Annotated in this window: 19 protein-coding genes; 16 read left to right on the top strand and 3 right to left on the bottom strand. The window is 52.1% G+C overall.

The annotated features are described in order from the left end of the window. Positions 1-2: 2 nt before the first annotated feature. The 7 genes from KHQ09_RS11975 (at position 3) to KHQ09_RS11945 (ending at position 6,202) form a co-directional block, all read left to right on the top strand. Positions 3-314: a DUF2853 family protein gene (locus KHQ09_RS11975; protein WP_022711394.1), complete on the top strand. Its 312-nt coding sequence runs from the start codon at positions 3-5 to the stop codon at positions 312-314. A 132-nt stretch (positions 315-446) separates the two neighbouring features. Then, on the top strand, positions 447-1,241 hold the full coding sequence (locus tag KHQ09_RS11970) for a thymidylate synthase (protein WP_213598432.1): 795 nt from the start codon (positions 447-449) through the stop codon (positions 1,239-1,241). Next, complete coding sequence (locus tag KHQ09_RS11965) at positions 1,238-1,750, top strand: dihydrofolate reductase (protein ID WP_213598430.1); 513 nt, start codon at positions 1,238-1,240, stop codon at positions 1,748-1,750. Before KHQ09_RS11970 ends, KHQ09_RS11965 begins: the two co-directional genes overlap by 4 nt. Positions 1,751-1,937: 187 nt before the next feature. Next, complete coding sequence (hflK, locus tag KHQ09_RS11960) at positions 1,938-3,089, top strand: FtsH protease activity modulator HflK (protein ID WP_075656173.1); 1,152 nt, start codon at positions 1,938-1,940, stop codon at positions 3,087-3,089. Then, positions 3,089-4,012, top strand: coding sequence for a protease modulator HflC (hflC, locus tag KHQ09_RS11955; RefSeq protein WP_022711398.1), 924 nt, complete (start codon positions 3,089-3,091; stop codon positions 4,010-4,012). The genes hflK and hflC overlap by 1 nt, the downstream gene beginning before the upstream one ends. A gap of 15 nt (positions 4,013-4,027) precedes the next feature. Then, positions 4,028-4,225, top strand: coding sequence for a DUF2065 domain-containing protein (locus KHQ09_RS11950; RefSeq protein ID WP_022711399.1), 198 nt, complete (start codon positions 4,028-4,030; stop codon positions 4,223-4,225). 474 nt (positions 4,226-4,699) lie between these two features. Further along, positions 4,700-6,202 carry a Do family serine endopeptidase gene (locus KHQ09_RS11945; protein WP_213599971.1) on the top strand — a complete coding sequence of 501 codons (1,503 nt, stop codon included), beginning with the start codon at positions 4,700-4,702 and terminating at the stop codon, positions 6,200-6,202. An 88-nt stretch (positions 6,203-6,290) separates the two neighbouring features. Here KHQ09_RS11945 and KHQ09_RS11940 read toward each other — a convergent pair whose 3' ends face one another. Both KHQ09_RS11940 and serB read right to left on the bottom strand, forming a co-directional pair. Next, the gene (locus KHQ09_RS11940) at positions 6,291-6,869 is read right to left on the bottom strand and encodes a GNAT family N-acetyltransferase (protein WP_213598428.1); all 579 of its coding nucleotides are present in this window, start codon (positions 6,867-6,869) and stop codon (positions 6,291-6,293) included. Then, positions 6,866-7,765 carry a phosphoserine phosphatase SerB gene (serB, locus tag KHQ09_RS11935; protein ID WP_213598426.1) on the bottom strand — a complete coding sequence of 300 codons (900 nt, stop codon included), beginning with the start codon at positions 7,763-7,765 and terminating at the stop codon, positions 6,866-6,868. Before serB ends, KHQ09_RS11940 begins: the two co-directional genes overlap by 4 nt. Positions 7,766-7,805: 40 nt before the next feature. On the opposite strand from serB, the gene miaA reads away from it, so the two are divergent. The 8 genes from miaA to KHQ09_RS11895 all read left to right on the top strand — a co-directional run bounded on the left by miaA (position 7,806) and on the right by KHQ09_RS11895 (position 17,424). After that, a complete protein-coding gene (gene miaA / locus KHQ09_RS11930) occupies positions 7,806-8,714 on the top strand; it encodes a tRNA (adenosine(37)-N6)-dimethylallyltransferase MiaA (RefSeq protein WP_213599970.1) in 909 nt (302 codons plus the stop codon). 91 nt (positions 8,715-8,805) lie between these two features. Next, the gene (locus KHQ09_RS11925) at positions 8,806-9,558 is read left to right on the top strand and encodes a GGDEF domain-containing protein (RefSeq protein WP_213598424.1); all 753 of its coding nucleotides are present in this window, start codon (positions 8,806-8,808) and stop codon (positions 9,556-9,558) included. A gap of 478 nt (positions 9,559-10,036) precedes the next feature. Further along, positions 10,037-11,851 (top strand): acetolactate synthase 3 large subunit, encoded by a 1,815-nt coding sequence (locus KHQ09_RS11920; RefSeq protein WP_213598421.1) that lies wholly within the window; start codon positions 10,037-10,039, stop codon positions 11,849-11,851. Between the two features lie 22 nt (positions 11,852-11,873). Then, positions 11,874-12,446 (top strand): acetolactate synthase small subunit, encoded by a 573-nt coding sequence (ilvN, locus tag KHQ09_RS11915; protein ID WP_022711404.1) that lies wholly within the window; start codon positions 11,874-11,876, stop codon positions 12,444-12,446. 86 nt (positions 12,447-12,532) lie between these two features. Next, the gene (locus KHQ09_RS11910; protein ID WP_075656185.1) at positions 12,533-13,135 is read left to right on the top strand and encodes a LysE family translocator; all 603 of its coding nucleotides are present in this window, start codon (positions 12,533-12,535) and stop codon (positions 13,133-13,135) included. A 58-nt stretch (positions 13,136-13,193) separates the two neighbouring features. Next, positions 13,194-14,321 carry an ATP-dependent DNA helicase gene (locus KHQ09_RS11905; RefSeq protein ID WP_022711406.1) on the top strand — a complete coding sequence of 376 codons (1,128 nt, stop codon included), beginning with the start codon at positions 13,194-13,196 and terminating at the stop codon, positions 14,319-14,321. Positions 14,322-14,456: 135 nt separating this feature from the next. Then, positions 14,457-15,194 carry a pyridoxine 5'-phosphate synthase gene (locus KHQ09_RS11900; protein ID WP_213598420.1) on the top strand — a complete coding sequence of 246 codons (738 nt, stop codon included), beginning with the start codon at positions 14,457-14,459 and terminating at the stop codon, positions 15,192-15,194. Positions 15,195-15,579: 385 nt separating this feature from the next. Continuing rightward, positions 15,580-17,424 carry a potassium transporter Kup gene (locus tag KHQ09_RS11895; protein WP_238481729.1) on the top strand — a complete coding sequence of 615 codons (1,845 nt, stop codon included), beginning with the start codon at positions 15,580-15,582 and terminating at the stop codon, positions 17,422-17,424. A gap of 50 nt (positions 17,425-17,474) precedes the next feature. Here the strand turns inward: KHQ09_RS11895 and KHQ09_RS11890 are convergent, their stop codons facing one another. Then, positions 17,475-17,636 (bottom strand): hypothetical protein, encoded by a 162-nt coding sequence (locus KHQ09_RS11890; RefSeq protein ID WP_213630841.1) that lies wholly within the window; start codon positions 17,634-17,636, stop codon positions 17,475-17,477. Positions 17,637-17,716: 80 nt separating this feature from the next. Between KHQ09_RS11890 and KHQ09_RS11885 the strand changes: the two genes are divergently transcribed. Continuing rightward, positions 17,717-18,349, top strand: a complete 633-nt coding sequence (locus tag KHQ09_RS11885) for a TetR/AcrR family transcriptional regulator (RefSeq protein WP_238481728.1) — start codon at positions 17,717-17,719, stop codon at positions 18,347-18,349. Positions 18,350-18,389: the final 40 nt, after the last annotated feature.

The following is an 18,389-nucleotide window of genomic DNA, read 5'->3' as shown; positions in this document are numbered from 1 at the left end:
TCATGACTGATTATCTAGCCGACGTACGCCGTTACGATGCTGCTGCCGATGAGGCTGTTGTTGCTAAAATTGTAAAACATCTTGGTATTGCTCTGCGCAGCCGCGATGCATCGCTGGTTGCTGCATCCGACCCTGAAGAACTGGCGCGTGTACGCACCAGCTGGATCGGCAAGAAGCTCGGCATTGAAGATGCTGAAAAAGCAAATGCGGTTATCGCCAGTGTGGCTGAAACTATGAAGGGTGATCACAGCAAGCAGCGTGTGACCTTCTATTACCTGACTGCAAAAGCACTCGGTAAGCTGGAAAGCCTCTGATAAGTTTAAAAAGCCCCGCATTCAGCGGGGCTTTTTTTATAGCTGCTGCGATCAAATAACTGTGCATGCCCACATTGTGCATTGCCGCAGATTGCGCGTGATATTTTCGCTGAAAAAGGCTAAAGACCATCTATGCGTACATATCTTGATCTTCTTCAGCACGTTCTCGACAATGGCACTGACCGCGGTGATCGCACCGGTACCGGCACACGCTCGGTTTTCGGTTATCAGATGCGTTTTGATCTGGCTCAGGGCTTTCCTGTTCTGACAACCAAAAAGCTGCATCTGCGCTCTATCATCCATGAATTGCTGTGGTTTTTGCGTGGCGACACCAATATCTCCTACCTCAAAGAGAATGGTGTAAGCATCTGGGATGAGTGGGCAGACGAGAATGGCGATCTCGGTCCTGTCTATGGTGCGCAATGGCGTTCATGGCCGAAGCCGGATGGTGCGCATATCGACCAGATTGCGAATCTTATGAGGGATTTGCAGAAGAATCCTAATTCAAGACGTTTGATTGTATCTGCGTGGAATCCGGCGCTGGTTGATGAAATGGCGCTGCCGCCATGCCATTGCCTGTTCCAGTTCTATGTGGCTGACGGTAAATTGTCGTGCCAGCTTTATCAGCGTTCAGCTGATATTTTCCTCGGCGTGCCGTTTAACATCGCATCCTATGCGCTGCTCACCATGATGATCGCGCAGGTTGCCGGTCTGAAACTGGGGGATTTTGTGCATACGCTTGGTGATGCGCATCTCTATCACAATCATTTCGATCAGGCGAAGTTGCAGTTGACCCGCGAGCCGAAAGCGCTGCCGGTCATGGAAATCAATCCTGATATAAAAGACCTGTTTGCCTTCCGCTTTGAGGATTTCAAACTGGTTGGCTATGAGGCCGAACCATCTATCAAAGCGCCGATTGCGGTGTGATGACCATGATTATTTCTTTTGTAGTCGCCGTTTCAGAAAATGGTGTGATCGGGCGTGACAATGGTATGCCATGGCGTCTTTCCACGGATTTGCAGCGCTTTAAAAAGCTTACGCTCGGCAAGCCGGTGGTGATGGGCCGCAAGACATGGGAATCCCTTGGCCGCCCGCTGCCGAACCGCACCAATATTGTGATTACCCGTGATGCCGGTTACAGCGCGGAAGGTGCGCTGGTTGTGCCCTCAATTGATGAAGCGCTGATTGCCGGTGAAAAAGCAGCACGCGAATCCGGTACTGATGAGATCTGCATTATCGGCGGTGCGCAGATTTATGCGCAGGCAATGGACAAGGCGACGCGCCTGCATGTGACACATATTAAAGCCAGCATAGATGGTGATGCTTTTTTCGGTCCTGTTGATCCGCAGGTCTGGCAGATCACCAGTGAAGAAGACGTACCGGCGGGCGAGAAAGATAATTACCCGACCCGCTATGTGGTTTACGACCGGCGCTAAACGAAAAGACAGCTGCATAAAAAGCTGTTTTTTACCATGTCGATCAACTATTTTGCCAGAAAATTACAAAAGCGTGATGAATCTGCGTGTCCTGCGTTGAAAGACTGCTTTTGCGTACCTATAAACGGAACATACTGATTGATGAATAGAGGTGTTCCGCCTCTGACATCTGGCACGAGAGGTGAGGATGCCCTGGAGTAATCAAAATGGCGGCGGCCCATGGGGCGGCGGCGATAAGAATGGCGGATCCGGCAACGGCGGTTCCAATAATGGCGGCTCTAATCAGGGCGGACCATGGGGACAAGGCCCTAAAGGACCGCGCGGCGGGCCTGGCGGCTCGGGCGGAACGCCTCCGGATCTCGAAGATATTTTGCGCAAAGGTCAGGATCGCCTTAAAAAGGTGATGCCGGGCGGTGGCGGCGGTGGCGGCGGCCCTGCTTTGTATATTGTCGGTGCGCTTGCGCTCGCCGGTTTCTGGCTGTTCCAGTCCATGTATACCGTGCAGCCGGATGAGCTTGCGGTTGAAATGCGCTTCGGTGTGCCGAAAGAAACCATTTCCGAACCGGGTCTGCATTTCCATCTCTGGCCGATTGAAACTTATGAAAAAGTTTCGACCGGTGAACGCCAGATCAATATTGGCGGTCAGGGCACTCGCGGTGCCACACAGGGGCTGATGCTGACCGGTGACCAGAATATTGTTAATGTTCAGTTCTCCGTACTTTACCGTGTTTCCGATCCGCGTTCTTACCTGTTCAAGGTACAGGATCCTGACAATATGGTTCGTCAGGTTTCTGAAAGCGCGATCCGTGAAATCGTCGGCCGTCGTCCTGCACAGGATGTGTTTCGTGACAACCGTGCGGCGATTGCCCAGTCGGTTCGTGATATTGTTCAGGATACACTGAACGGCTATGGCGCCGGTATTCAGGTAACTGCTCTTTCCATCGAAGATGCCGCACCGCCGCGTGAAGTGGCTGATGCCTTTGACGAAGTGCAACGTGCTGAGCAGGATGAAGACCGCTTTGTAGAAGAAGCTAACCAGTATTCCAACCAGAAACTGGGTCAGGCACGCGGTGAGGCTGCGCAGGTTCGTGAAGATGCTGCCGGTTATAAAACCCGTATGGTTCAGGAAGCGGAAGGTGAAAGCCAGCGCTTTAACTCTGTCCTGAATATTTACAAAGAATCTCCTGATGTTACCCGCGACCGTCTCTTCATTGAGACCATGGAGCAGGTGCTGAAAGACAGCAATAAAGTGATTATCGAAGGCGGCAATAATGTCATGCCATATTTGCCTTTGACTGAACTGATGCGTCAGCAGGGCAAAGCAGGAGGCAACCAGTAATGAATCAGAATCGTTTGCCTTTTATTGTTGGTGCGATCGCTGTTGTCGCATTTCTGGTTTATTCCTCGGTTTTCGTGGTGAATGAACGCCAGCAGGCTATCGTTCTGCGTTTCGGTCAGATCGTTGACGTGAAAACAGAGCCTGGTCTCTACTTCAAACTGCCATTTGCTTTCGCTGAAGCAGACAATGTGCAGATCATTGATGACCGTATGCTGCGCTTTGATCTGGACGATATCCGCGTTCAGGTTTCCGGCGGTAAATTCTATGATGTGGATGCGTTCCTCGTTTACCGCATTACCAATGCCCGTAAATTCCGTGAGACTGTTTCGGCAAATACAATGCTTGCTGAACAGCGTTTGCGTACCCGTCTTGATGCGGCTCTGCGTCAGGTCTATGGTCTGCGCGGCTTTGAATCGGCGCTGTCGGAAGAACGTGGCAGTATGATGCGTGAAGTACGCGACCAGCTGCGTCCGGATGCGGAATCCCTTGGTCTGACCATTGAGGATGTGCGTATTCGCCGTACTGACCTGACGGCTGAAGTTTCCCAGCAGACCTTCGACCGTATGAAGGCCGAGCGTCTTGCCGAAGCTGAGCGTCTGCGTGCCCGTGGTCGTGAAGCAGCCCAGCGTATCAAAGCTGTTGCTGACCGTCAGGTTGTGGAAATCGTTTCCGAAGCCAACCGCGATTCTGAAGTGCTGCGCGGTGAGGGTGAAGGTGAACGTGGTCGTATCTTCGCGGAAGCTGCAAAACAGGATCCTGACTTCTATGCATTCTACCGTTCGATGAATGCTTATCGTCAGTCCTTGCAGGCTGAAGGCACAACCATGGTTCTGTCGCCGGATTCCCAGTTCTTCCGCTTCTTTAAGGATGCCGCCGGTAAACTGCCGCAGCAGCCTGCGAATGCCGGTCAGAGCGTACAGTAAGGACCGGATGCCGCTGTGAGTGACCTGATTACAGCCATAGGATTGCTCCTCGTTTTAGAGGGGCTTCTCTATGGCGGCTTCCCGCACTTTGCCAGACGTATGGCTAAAGACGTGTCAGAAGCTCCGGAAAATTATCTGCGAATAGCAGGTATTGTTGCACTGGCGCTTGGCGTCGGGGTGATATGGCTGGTCAGAGGCGGATCTGCCGGATAAAATTACAAAGAGGCGTATGATATTTCATACGCCTCTTTTTTTCAGAATTTGCAGCATTAAATCATAGCGACTGCTTGGGCTTCAAACTTCTGATAATGTGCTTCAGAGCGCCGCGTGCCCGATCGGGCGCATAAAGGTCGCTCTAACACTTTAAAAGCAGAGCATAATGGGTTTAAACCTGAGCGTATTGCATTCAGGCAGCTCATAGAGGCGCTTCGGATTGCAGGTGAGTGTATGTTGCGGATATTAAATGAAGACATTTAACTGCGACATGCTCTGGCCGTATTTTGCTTGCAATCCGTTGTAAGTATCAGAGTTGGAACGACCTTTGTGCGCCCGATCGGGTGCACGGCGCTCTAAATAACAAAACAGGCGGAGTTTCAGATGGTTCGCAATCAGACTAAAAGCACGGTTTCATTTCCCCTGCGTACCGCACTTGCCGCCTTGTCTGTAAGCACGGTGCTGCTGGGCGCTATGACAGCTCAGGCGCAGCAGCAGACCGCTGCAAACCCGCCGCAGGCACCACAGCCGGCCATTGCCGGCAAGCTGGCGCCGCTCGGACTGGCTGCCGGAACTGCCACTGCGGGACCTGCTTCCATTGCCGATCTGGCGCAGGGCTTGCTGGATTCTGTTGTCAATATTTCCACATCCCAAACCGTGAAAGATGAAAACGGAGAGGAAAAGGCCGAGCCTGCGCCGCAATTGCCGGAAGGCTCGCCGTTTCAGGAATTTTTTGACGATTTCTTCTCTGAGGAAAATCAAAAAGACGGTGGCAGTGCTGCCCGCAAGATGCAGTCGCTGGGCTCCGGTTTTGTGATAGATGCGGAGAAGGGGCTGGTTGTCACCAACAATCACGTCATTGCCGATGCTGATGAAATCGAGGTGAATTTCACCGATGGTAAAAAGCTGAAAGCAGAACTGCTCGGCACGGATACCAAAACCGATATTGCGCTGCTGAAGGTTGATCCGACGAAACACAAGCTCACAGCAGTAGGATTTGGCGATTCAGAGAAATCTCGGATCGGTGACTGGGTGATGGCAATCGGTAATCCGTTTGGCCTTGGCGGTACTGTGACCCTTGGTATTATTTCTGCCCGCAACCGCGATATTCAGGCGGGGCCTTACGATAATTTCATTCAGACCGATGCGGCGATTAACCGTGGTAACTCCGGCGGCCCGTTGTTTGATATGAACGGCAAGGTCATAGGCATTAATACCGCGATTATTTCTCCGACCGGCGGCTCTATCGGTATCGGTTTTGCTATTCCGTCTGAGCTGGCTGTTTCCGTTATTCAGCAGCTGGAAGAATTTGGTGAAACCCGCCGCGGCTGGCTCGGCGTGCGCATTCAGCCGGTAACGGACGATGTGGCTGAGAGCTTTGGCATGAGTGAGCCTAAGGGTGCGCTGGTTGCCGGACTGATTGCCAATAGCGGCGTTGAGAATAAAGAATTGATGCCAGGCGACATTATTCTGAAATTTGACGGTAAGGATGTGGAAAGTGCCCGCGACCTGCCGCGTGTCGTGGCTGAAAGTCCGGTGGGCAAAGAGGTCAGCGTTCTGGTGCTGCGCAAAGGCAAAGAGCAGACTGTGAAGATCAAACTCGGCCGTCTCGAAGATTATGAGAATAAAGATAAAGCTGCGGCTGCCAAGGACAGTACTAAGGCCAAAGAGGCTGAGACAGTAAAGGTGCTCGGCATGACGCTTGGCAAGCTGGATGACGCGCAGCGCAAGCAGTATGAAATCTCCGCCGATGTAGAAGGTGTGGTGATTAGTGCTGTTGAAGGCAAATCAGCCGCCGAAGAAAAGCGGGTTAATGCAGGCGATGTGATTGTTGAATTCGCGCAGGAAGTTGTGAAGGCGCCTGCCGACATTCAAAAGAAAATCGAGAAACTGCGTCAGCAGGGACGTAAAAATGCATTGCTGATGCTGGCCGCGCCAAGCGGTGAGCTGCGCTTTGTAACCCTGCGCATTGACTGATCTGACATCAACAAGAATGCAGAAAAGGCCGGAGGATGGGCGCATCCTCCGGCCTTTTTATTTTGAAATATTGAATCAGTTGAATGGTTTAAGCAGTCGTCTTGTCACGTTGATTCAACCATTGCTCTTTGTTGATCGTGTAGAGCACGTGGCGTTTCAGTTGCGGATGTGTATCCGGCACTTTCGGATGGTCGAAATCGCGTTCCGGCTTGTTGACCATGCCAATGCGCTTCATCACCGATGTTGAGCGGTGATTATTATGCACGGCAAAGGACACCACCTCATCTTGCCCGCGTTTCTCAAAAGCATAAGCCAATGAGGCAAGCGCTGCCTCGGTGACATAACCTTTGCCCCAATAGCGTTGTGCTAAGCGCCAGCCGATTTCCAGCACACCCTTTGGTACAAATGGAGGGATATCAGTTTTCATCAATCCGGTGAAGCCGACGACATTGCCGCTTGCTTTTTCCTGCACGGCGTAAAAGCCAAAATTGTCTTCTCTGACCATGGCCACAATGCGATCCATCAGTGCATCGGATTCCTCACGGCTGCGCAGGGCAGGGAAGAATTCCATCACCACCGGATTGGAATTGATCTCGTGAAAAAATGCACGGTCATCTTCCTGCCAGTTGCGCAGGATCAGGCGGGGCGTTTCAATAATAGCGGTCATTTTACAAAATCCGTTTTTCGATAGCCCTGAATATAGAGCAGGGCAGTCAGATCGCCATGGTCAATGCGGATGCGCGCCTGTGCTGCAACAGCAGGCTTGGCATGAAGTGCTACGCCGCTGCCTGCATGTTTAATCATCGGCAGATCATTGGCACCATCGCCCACTGCCATCGCTTGCCGAGCGGTAATGCCGAGTTTGGCACAGATATCATCAAGGCTGACTTTCTTGGCATCAGCGCCAAGGATCGGTTCTTCAACCAGACCGGTGAGATGTGCACCATCATCCAGCAGAATATTGGCGCGGTTTTCGTCAAAGCCGAGTTGCGCAGCAATCCGGGAGGTGAAGCTGGTGAAGCCGCCGGAAACCAGCGCCGTATAGGCACCGTGTTTTTTCATGGTCGCGATCAACTCACGCCCGCCCGGTGTCAGTGTAATGCGGTTGGCGATGACCTGATCGATAATGCTGACCGGAAGACCTTTGAGCAGGGCAACGCGCTCGCGCAATGCCGGTTCAAAAGCAATTTCACCATTCATGGCACGGGCGGTGATACCGGCAATATGTTCGCGCAGGCCAACTTCTTCTGCCAGTTCGTCAATGCATTCCTGCTGGATCATGGTGGAATCCATGTCTGCAATCAGCAGCTTCTTGCGACGGGTATCCTGCTCCTGAATGATAATATCCACAGGGGCGTCGCCCAGAACTGCTCTGATCTTTGCCGCAGTTTCTGTGATATCTGTGCCGGTTTTCAGCGGCAGATCACAGGCAATACCATCTGCAAGCCAGTAAAGGGCTTGCGTATCAGCCGCCTCGCAGGCTTTATGCCCCAATTCAGGTGTCAGAACCGGATTGGCAGGATTGCAGATCAGTGTGGCAACAAGTGAGGCTGGCTGGGACATAATACCGGTTCCGCTTTGTGCGTTTGGAGAGTCGTGAGTGATAGAGCAGAGAGACAAGCAAAAGGCAATTCTGATCGCGGGGCCGACTGCCAGCGGTAAATCAGCATTGGCATTGCGGCTCGCGCGGGATTGCGGCGGCTATATCATAAATAGTGATTCCATGCAGGTTTATGATGTGCTGAATCAGCTGACGGCACGTCCTCAAGCCGATGATCTGCAAACTGTTCCGCATTATCTTTACGGCCATGTCTCGCCATTGCAACTTTATTCCACCGGTCGCTGGCTACAGGAAGTGGAAGCACTGCTGTCAAAACCTGAATTGCAGGGGCGCGTCGCAGTCTTTACCGGCGGCACCGGATTGTATTTTAAAGCGCTGCTCGGCGGTCTTTCGGATATGCCGCAGGTGAAAGACGAAGTGCGCGATTACTGGCGCAACCGTATGGCGCAAGATGGTGCGCCGCTTCTGCATGAGGAGTTGCAAAAGCGCGATCCGCAAATGGCGGAGCGGCTGAAGGCGGGTGATAGTCAGCGCATTGTCCGCGCGCTGGAGGTTGTCGACAGTACCGGACGCTCTCTCATTGAATGGCAAAATAGTACAGGCAGGGCGCTGATTGATCCCGACAGCGCAGAGAAACTGGTGCTGATGCCGGACAGGACATGGTTGCGCCAGCGTATTGCGCAGCGCTTTGATCTGATGATGCAGGGTAACGCCGTGCAGGAAGTGCAGGCGTTGCTGGCTTTGCAGCCGGATGCGGCTCTGCCGGTGATGAAAGCCATTGGTGTGCGCGAGATCGAAAGCTGGCTCAAGGGTGAGATATCGCGCGAACAGGCGGTGGAACTGTCGGTGATTGCCACGCGCCAATATGCCAAGCGGCAAATGACATGGTTCCGTAACCAGTTTGGTGATGACTGGCGGCGTCTGGAACGGGCGGAAGATTACTTCGCCTGAGCAGGCTTTGTTGTTAACGCAGGTGAAACACTTAAGATTTAATCTCCCACCTAAATCTGTTGTTGTGATACAACGGGTCAACGGGGGGATCATGCGTTATCTGCGGGCTGAACTGTTTTTCATCATCATGATTGTGCTGCTCTGCGGCGCAGGCCTGATGCTGTTTATGCAGTACCGGCTGATGCATGATCTTGGTGAACCGTATAAATCCGGCTCCCTGTCGGATACGCCTTTGGGCATTGCCTTGCTGTTGCTGGTGGCTGCGGGGGCAGCCGGTGGCCTGATGCTGTTGCCGCAAATCCGTATGCAGGTCAAAAACAAAGGCCAGCTGAAAATCATCACATGGATGATTGCGCGCAACTCCAAAGATTTGGATCAGATCAGCTTCAATGATCCTTTGACGGGGCTGCAAAGCCGTCCTTATTTCGATGCCGCTCTGCACGAATATTTGCTGCAATTCGGCAAGATCAATCACCCTGTTACCGTTTTGCTGATTGGTATTGAGAAACTGCAATTGCTGTGCGAGCAGCGTGGCCGTGATACAGCTGACCGCTTGCTGATGGAAGCGGCTTTATGTATCCGCAATTGCACCCGCTATCATGATGTTCTGGCACATATGGGCGATGGTGAATTCGCATTGATCGTGCCGGATCTGCAGGAAAGGGATGCAGAGAAGATGGCGGCGAGAATCTGCAAGGAGCTGGAAGCCTGCGAATTGCGGATGGGGCATGACAGCCATATTATTCATGCGGTGTCTGCGGTTGCCGAATGGAATGGTAAGGATAAAGCACCGGCTCTTTATAAAAAGGCGCGTGTTGCTTTGCAGAAGATGACCGGCCGCTGATTTTTCTTTAGAGCGCCGTGTGCCAGACTTGGCACACAAAGGTCGCTCTAACACTTTAAAATTAGAGCATAATTTTACCTTAAACTGATCCAGGTTTAAGGAATTATGCTCTAATATTTCAATGGCTTGCAGGCCTTGTTTGTCTGTTAGATTCATGAAGGACGCAGGCTTGGCATCAAGCGGTGCTTTTCTGTCCGAACCGGCAAAGAAAATAACAAGATTACGTTTTTTGCCATTGACGTGAAAAAAACAGCTGTTTAATCTCCCCTTATGGCTAAGAAAATTATTCTCGTGGTGGGTAAGCGTATGGGCAGGATGGTGTAACCATCCGGCGAAAGCTCCCATGCGCGAAACACAGGCTCCCTCAGGGGGGCCTTTTTTATTATCTTCACACAACGAATATAGCTAAACAGTACGGGACTTCCGGTGGATATCAGGGAAGTAATCACCGGAACAGCAGACGGGACATCGAAAGACAATGAGTACAGATACAAGTGGCACCACAGCCGCAGCGCAGAACGAAACCGGCAAACGGGAAATGACCGGTGCGGAAATGGTTGTGCAGGCACTGATCGATCAGGGCGTTGAGCATATTTTCGGCTATCCGGGCGGTGCGGTACTTCCGATCTATGACGAGTTGTTTCAGCAGGAAAAAGTCGAGCATATTCTGGTGCGTCACGAGCAGGGCGCAGGCCATGCCGCTGAAGGCTATGCCCGCTCAACCGGCAAAGTCGGTGTTATGCTGGTGACCTCCGGTCCGGGTGCCACCAATGCGGTAACACCTTTGCAGGATGCGCTGATGGATTCCATTCCGCTGGTTTGCATCACCGGTCAGGTTCCGACCAGTCTCATTGGTACAGATGCGTTTCAGGAAGCCGATACTGTCGGTATTACCCGTCCTTGCACCAAGCATAACTGGCTGGTTAAGGATGTGAATGATCTGGCGCGTGTTCTGCACGAGGCATTCCATGTGGCGCGTACCGGTCGTCCGGGTCCTGTTGTTATCGATATTCCGAAGAACATCCAGTTTGCTACCGGCATGTATACGCCACCGGCAACCAGCCCGCGCACCAGCTATAATCCGGTTCTGAACGGCGATCAGAGTGCTATCCGCACTGCTGTTGAACTGCTGGCCAATGCGAAGAAGCCGGTTATCTATTCCGGCGGTGGTGTTATCAATTCCGGTCTTGAAGCCTCGAAACTGCTGCGTGAACTGGTTGAGATTACAGATTTCCCGATCACATCGACCCTGATGGGGCTGGGTGCTTATCCGGCATCGGGCAAGAACTGGCTGGGTATGCTCGGCATGCATGGTACATTCGAAGCCAATATGACCATGCATGAATGTGATGTTATGCTGTGTATCGGTGCGCGTTTTGATGACCGTATCACCGGTCGTCTTGATGCTTTCTCACCGAATTCCAAGAAGATCCACATTGATATCGACCCGTCTTCGATCAACAAGACCGTTCGCGTTGATGTGCCGATTATCGGTGATGTTGCACATGTTCTGGAAGATATGGTGCGTCAGTACCGTGCCTCTGCTCAGCGTCCTGACAAAAAGGACATGGGCGCATGGTGGCAGCAGATCAATAAATGGCGCGCGCGCAATTCTCTGGCCTATAAGCACAGCCGCGATGTGATTATGCCGCAATATGCGCTGGAACGTCTGCAGGAACTGACCAAAGATCGCAAGACCTATATCACCACAGAGGTTGGCCAGCACCAGATGTGGGCTGCTCAGTTCATGAAATTCGAGGAGCCGCATCACTGGATGACGTCCGGCGGTCTGGGCACCATGGGTTATGGTTTGCCTGCGGCTCTGGGTGTACAGATTGCCCATCCGGATGCGCTGGTTATTGATATTGCCGGTGATGCTTCGGTACAGATGTGTATTCAGGAAATGTCTGCGGCCATTCAGCATAATGCGCCGATCAAGATTTTCATTTTGAATAACCAGTATATGGGCATGGTGCGCCAGTGGCAGCAGCTGTTGCATGGTAACCGTCTGTCGCATTCTTATACAGAAGCGATGCCGGACTTTGTTAAACTGGCTGAAGCCTATGGCGGCACAGGTATCCGTTGCTCCAAGCCGGATGAGCTGGATGATGCAATCATGAAAATGATTGAAACAGACGGTCCGGTGATTTTTGACTGTCACGTTGCCAATCTGGCGAACTGCTTCCCGATGATCCCTTCAGGCAAGGCGCATAATGAAATGCTGTTGCCGGATGAAGCGACGGATGAAGCTGTTGCCAATGCCATTGACGCCAAAGACCGTCACCTCGTCTAATACCGGAACAAGGATATTCATTATGAACGCACAAAATGCAGCTTCCGGTTCAGCTTACTTTCTGACCGAAGAAACCCAGCTAGTTGAAACACATACACTATCGGTACTGGTTGATAACGAGCCGGGTGTTCTTGCCCGTGTTATTGGCCTGTTTTCCGGTCGCGGTTACAATATTGAAAGCCTGACGGTTTCTGAAACCGAGCACGAAAAGCATCTGTCGCGGATTACCATTGTAACGCGCGGCACAGCCAATGTGCTGGATCAGATCCGTCACTCGCTGGAACGTATTGTTCCGGTGCATCGCGTGGTTGATTTGACCTATCATGCCCAGCAGCTTGGTCATGAACGTCCTGTGGAGCGTGAGCTGGCACTGATCAAAGTGGTTGGCAAAGGTGATGACCGTGCAGAAATGCTGCGTCTGGCGGATGCTTTCAAAGCCAAAGTTGTGGATGCAACGGTCGAACATTTCATTTTTGAAATTACCGGTAAAGGCGCGAAGATCGATCAATTTATCGCGATTATGAAGCCGCTCGGTCTGATTGAGGTTTGCCGCACCGGCGTAGCTGCTATGATCCGCGGCGCAGAAGGAATGTAGTTCTTTCTGATAAGTGATTGAAAGCGGCACCGCTGTTCTCTGTCTGAGACAGCGGTGTTGTTTTTTGCAACGAGAGCGTTTTCAAGATGTTGCTTTCTTATGATGTTTTTATGGCCTTGGTGGTGTTTGCCTTTGTGACATCCATCACACCGGGGCCGAATAATCTGATGTTGCTGGCTTCCGGCGTAAATTTCGGTTTCCGCCGTACCATTCCGCATATGCTGGGAATTGGCATCGGCTTTCTGTCGCTTCTGCTTGGCGTCGGCTATGGTCTGGGTGCTGTGCTTGAAACCGCGCCGGCGCTGTATGTAGGGCTGAAATTCGCCGGTGGTGCCTATATGCTCTATCTGGCCTATAAAATCGCCACATCGACGTCTGTCGGTCGTGTCGATGATGAGAGTGCACAGCCGATGAGTTTCATGCAGGCATGGTTGTTTCAATGGGTGAACCCGAAAGCATGGGTGATGGCTGTCACAGCAATGGCGAGCTATACGGTACATGATGCCTATTCGCTTTCCGTGCTGCTGATTGGTGTTGTGTTTGCTGTGATTAATGTGCCGAGCGTGTCGTCATGGGCGGCTTTCGGCAGTTTGTTACGTCAGTGGCTGGAAGATCCGGTGCGGCTTAAATGGTTCAATCTGACGATGGCGGCTCTGCTGGTGGTCAGCCTGTGGCCGATGCTGAAGTGATAAACCTTGCTCTTTCGGGACGAATCCGGTCAATGGAAGGCATGATGGCAGAGGCATAATGGAATTTTCACCGGAACAGGACAACGCGCTGCAGGCTGTTGCGCAATGGTTGGCTAAAGGCCGTTCACCGATTTTTCGCCTTTTTGGCTATGCGGGAACGGGTAAGACCACGCTTGCGCGCTATTTCGCCGAGCATGTGGATGGTGAGGTGCAGTTTGCGGCTTTCACCGGTAAGGCTGCACAGGTGCTGCGCTCCAAAGGTGCAAGCAATGCCCGCACGCTGCATTCGCTGATTTACCGCCCGAAAGGCGAAGAAGCGATTGAGGATGAGACAACCGGTAAAACGTCGATCTCTCCGACTTTTTCGCTCAATCGTCAAAGCCCTGTTGCCAAAGCTGCACTGATTGTTGTTGATGAATGTTCGATGGTCGATGAGCAGCTTGGCCGCGATCTGATGACATTCGGCACACCAATTCTGGTGCTTGGTGATCCGGGTCAGTTACCGCCGATCAGCGGTGGCGGCTTCTTTACCGAACACGAGCCGGATTATCTGCTGACAGAAATTCACCGTCAGGCTCAGGATAATCCGATTATCCGTTTGGCACTGGATGTGCGTGAAGGCCGCGAAATCCCTTATGGCGATTACGGTGCCGCACGGGTCATCAGCAAGGCGGAAGTTAATCAGGAACTAGTGCTGGATGCCGATCAGGTGCTTGTCGGCACTAACCGCACCCGTAAGCGTTATAATCAGCGTCTGCGTGAGCTCAAAGGCTTTACGGCAGAATATCCGCAATCCGGTGACAAGCTGGTTTGCCTGCGCAATGATCCGGCCAAGGGGCTGCTCAACGGTTCGCTCTGGAAGGTGATGACATCTTCCAAGGAAACCGTGAAGCCCGGCATTAATTTGCTGATTGCACCGGAGGATGAAGAGCCGGGTCGCGGCGTTGCCAAGATCAAGCTTCTGAAGGCGCAGTTTGAAGATCCGGATGCGGAAATTCCTTGGCAGACTAAAAAGCGTTTTGATGATTTTGACTATGGCTATGCGCTGACCACCCATAAAGCGCAGGGTTCGCAGTGGAATAATGTGGTGTTGTTTGATGAGAGCTATGCTTTCCGCGATACGCGTGAGCGTTGGCTCTATACGGCAATTACCCGTGCGGCGGAAAAACTAACAATCGTTCGCTAGAGCATTTCCAGCAAAAGTGTGAAGCGGTTTTGCGTGGGATAATGCGTAAATATAAGAAGCCAGAGCGGTTCCAACGTTTTAAAATTAAATGGAACTGCTTTATTGCGATGGCGAACATAGCAGGGAGCTCGGATCATGGTTGCAACTCTGTCGGTTAATCTTAATGCGGTGGCAATGTTGCGTAACCGCCGTGATCTGCCTTGGCCGAGTGTGACCGGTCTGGGGCGTATTGCACTTGATGCCGGTGCTTCCGGTCTGACTGTGCATCCGCGCCCTGATCAGCGCCATATCCGTTTTTCTGATCTGGCAGATATTCGTGCATTGATTGATGATGAGTTCCCTCAGGCTGAATTCAATATTGAAGGCTATCCGTCGGAAGAGTTTCTGGCTCTGGTGGAGCAACACGAGCCGGAACAGGTGACACTGGTGCCGGATGATCCGGCGCAGAATACCTCGGATCACGGCTGGGATTTTGCCAAACATAAGGTGATGCTGAGCGAAGTGACCAAGCGGCTGAAATCCCGCGGCATGCGTGTTTCAATGTTTGCTGATCCAATGCCGGATGGTCTTGAGATTGCGAAAGAGACCGGTGCCGACCGCGTGGAGTTTTTCACCGGCCCTTATGGCGGCGCTTATGCTGATCCTAAAACGCAGGCGCATGAACTGGCATTGCTGGAAAAGGCCGCGTTGAAAGCTGCGGAACTCGGGTTAGGCATTAATGCGGGGCATGATCTGACGGTTGCCAATCTGCCTGCACTGGTAAAAGTCATGCCGACATTGAGCGAAGTTTCTATCGGTCATGGCCTGACAGCAGATGCACTGGAATATGGTATGCGCCAGTCGGTGCAGCGTTTTATCAAAGCACTCGGCTAAAGTGCTTTTTGTGTTTTGATTCAGTTTTCTTTTGTAATATTTTGATTTTATTCAATTTATGCCCTGATGAGCTATCCGTATTTGTTATGCCTCATCAGGGCAGTTATGCATTGATGCACATTGTTTTTGTGTAGGATTGAGCATTTATATACGGCCTTTCCGGCAGTTTTCTTTATGGCCGGAACATGGTTATACTGAGCATCGGATAAGTCTGTTTTCTTGTAATTATATCCGGCTATCTGTGCTCATTCTGTATCAAAAGGTATTTAAAAGGTATTTTATGAATCAGGCGCAGCGTGAAGATATTGCCAATCAGGATGCGCCGGTCAGCGCAGATGAGGAAATTATTGATCCTCATAATCATACGGGAAATCTGAAGCTTTTAATGATGGGCGCGCTTGGCGTCGTCTATGGCGATATCGGTACCAGCCCGATTTATGCATTTCGTGAGGCGCTGCACGCTTCAATCACCGACGGCAATTTGCTGCGCACTGAAATTCTTGGCGTGATCTCTCTGATCGTCTGGTCGCTGGCGCTGATTGTGACCGTGAAATATGTGTTGTTTGTGCTGCGTGCGGACAATAACGGCGAGGGTGGTATTCTCTCGCTGATGGCGCTGGTGCGCTCCAGTTTTGCCAATCGTCCGGATATTATTCTCGGCATCGGTATTGTCGGTGCGTCGCTGTTCTTCGGTGATGCGGTGATTACACCGGCAATTTCTGTACTTTCCGCAGTGGAGGGGCTGGAAATTGTTGCGCCGGATATGACGCCCTATGTGGTGCCGATTACGATCACTATTCTGGTTGTGCTGTTTTTTGTCCAGAAGCACGGTACAGGACGTATGGCGAGTATTTTCGGACCGGTAATGCTGATCTGGTTTCTGGCACTTGGTCTCACAGGCTTTATCCATATTTTTGATGATCCGGGCATTCTGGCGGGGCTTAATCCTTATTACGCTTTTGCATTTCTTGGTGGTAATCCGGCCACGTCCTTTGCCACGATCGGTGCGATCTTTCTGGCGGTTACCGGTGCCGAGGCGCTTTATGCCGATCTTGGTCATTTTGGCCGCAAGCCGATTGTGCGGGCATGGCTGTGGGTTGTGTTTCCGAGCCTGATCCTCAATTATTTCGGGCAGGGTGCTTTCATTCTGACGCATAGCGCTGCGGGCGGCGAGGAAGTACGCAATCCGTTTTTCCAGATGATGCCGCATTGGGCGCTGCTGCCGATGGTGCTGCTGGCAACTGTTGCCACGGTTATTGCCAGTCAGGCGGTTTTGACTGGTACTTATTCGCTGGCGCGGCAGGCGGTGCAGCTGAATATTCTGCCAAGGCTTGAAGTGCTGCATACATCGGAAACATTGCACGGCCAGATTTATATGCCGCGCATCAATATGCTGCTTGGCATTGCCGTCGTTCTGCTGGTGGTAACCTTCCAGAAATCGACAAATCTGGCAGCAGCCTATGGTATTGCGGTGACCGGTAATATGCTGGTGACAACAACTCTGCTGTTCTTTGTTATGCGTCGTCTCTGGAAATGGAGCCTGCCGGTTGTGGTGCTGACGATTGCCGGTTTCGCTATTGTTGATCTGATGTTCTTCAGTGCTAATCTGGTCAAAGTGCATCAGGGCGGCTGGGCGTCAATTGTTGTGGCCGCGCTGGTGCTGCTGGTGATGTGGACATGGGTGCGCGGCAGCCGCCATCTGTTCCAGAAAACCCGCAAAACAGAAGTGCCGCTGGATATTATTGTCAGCCAGATGGCGCGTAAGGAGCCGGTTATCGTGCCCGGCACAGCGGTTTTTCTGACCGGTGATCCGTCCAGTGTGCCGACCGCCCTGATGCATAGTCTCAAACATTATAAGGTTCTGCACGAGAACAATGTGATCTTGACCGTGGTGACAGCACCGCGCCCTTGGGTGGATGAGGATGATCGTGCTCGCGTCTCGCAATATAGCGACCGGTTTATGCAGGTGACACTGACTTTCGGCTATATGCAGTCGCCGAATATTCCGCGCGCGCTGGGGATTTGTCGCAAGCTTGGCTGGAAATATGACATCATGACCACGTCATTCTTCCTATCGCGACGCGTCTTGCGTATTTCTCCGCGTTCACCAATGCCGCTCTGGCAGGCGAAATTGTTTATTACGCTTGCCCGCAGCGCATCCGATGCCACGGAATATTTCCAGATTCCGACCGGTCGTGTGGTGGAGATCGGTACACAGGTTAATCTCTGAGTGTCTGGCCAAAAAGACACCGGACATGGTTGCGAATGGCGATATTGGCCTCAGGCATAAACCGGCCTTTGCGGTGTTGAGAATGCTGTATTATTTTCCCCTGCCTGTAGCGGGCAGGGGAAATAGCCTATAAAATTTGTTTCGGCATAAAATCCCTCTTGCATTGTTGGTAAACTGGCGGCATAGTCCGAACCGTAACGTACGGTACGCATGATGAGAATCTCGTTAGGCTGCTGTTCAGACAAGAATTAAGGAGCGTGGAAGCGTGCAGTTGCAGCAACCTGAGAATGTCGTGAGCAATGTCGGAACCGGCACAGATCTGACAGATCGTCAGAAGGATGTGTTGAATGCCGCGCTGGAACTCCTCGTTGAGGGTGGTGACAGTCTTACGATGGCAGGTGTTGCACGACGTGCAAGCTGCTCCAAGGAAACGCTGTATAAATGGTTCACCGACCGTGACGGTCTGCTGACCGCAACTGTGCAGTGGCAGGCGTCGAAAGTGCGTGTTGTGCCGGTGGCGCGGGAAGGGCTGGATGAAGAATCTCTCTTTACCAGTCTGGAGCATTTTGCCCGCGACTGGTTGCTGGTTCTGTCCGGAAGCACATCCATCGCACTGAACCGCTTAGCGGTCAGCCATGCGGGTTCCGGTAAGTCGGATCTTGGTGAGATCGTTCTGAATAATGGTCCGATCGCTATGGCGCGTCGTCTCAAGCCGGTGCTTGAAACCGGACGCGATGCAGGTCTGTTGGACTTTGATGATATTAATGAGGCTTTTGCCTCGTTCTTCGGCCTTGTGGTGCGCGATATGCAGATCCGTCTGCTGCTCGGCGACCGTCATGAGGTCAGTGATGCAGAAATTATCCGTGATGCCAGAACGGCAACACGACAGTTTTTTGCTCTTTACGGAAATAAAGCCGGTGCCTGATTTTGCCGGTGTGGAATAGTGCCGGTTTTGAGGAAAAACG

The organism is Pseudochrobactrum algeriensis (assembly GCF_018436245.1).
Classification (GTDB): domain Bacteria; phylum Pseudomonadota; class Alphaproteobacteria; order Rhizobiales; family Rhizobiaceae; genus Pseudochrobactrum; species Pseudochrobactrum saccharolyticum.
Note: the sequence above shows the minus strand (reverse complement) of the source record. Positions and strands in the feature narration are given on the sequence as shown.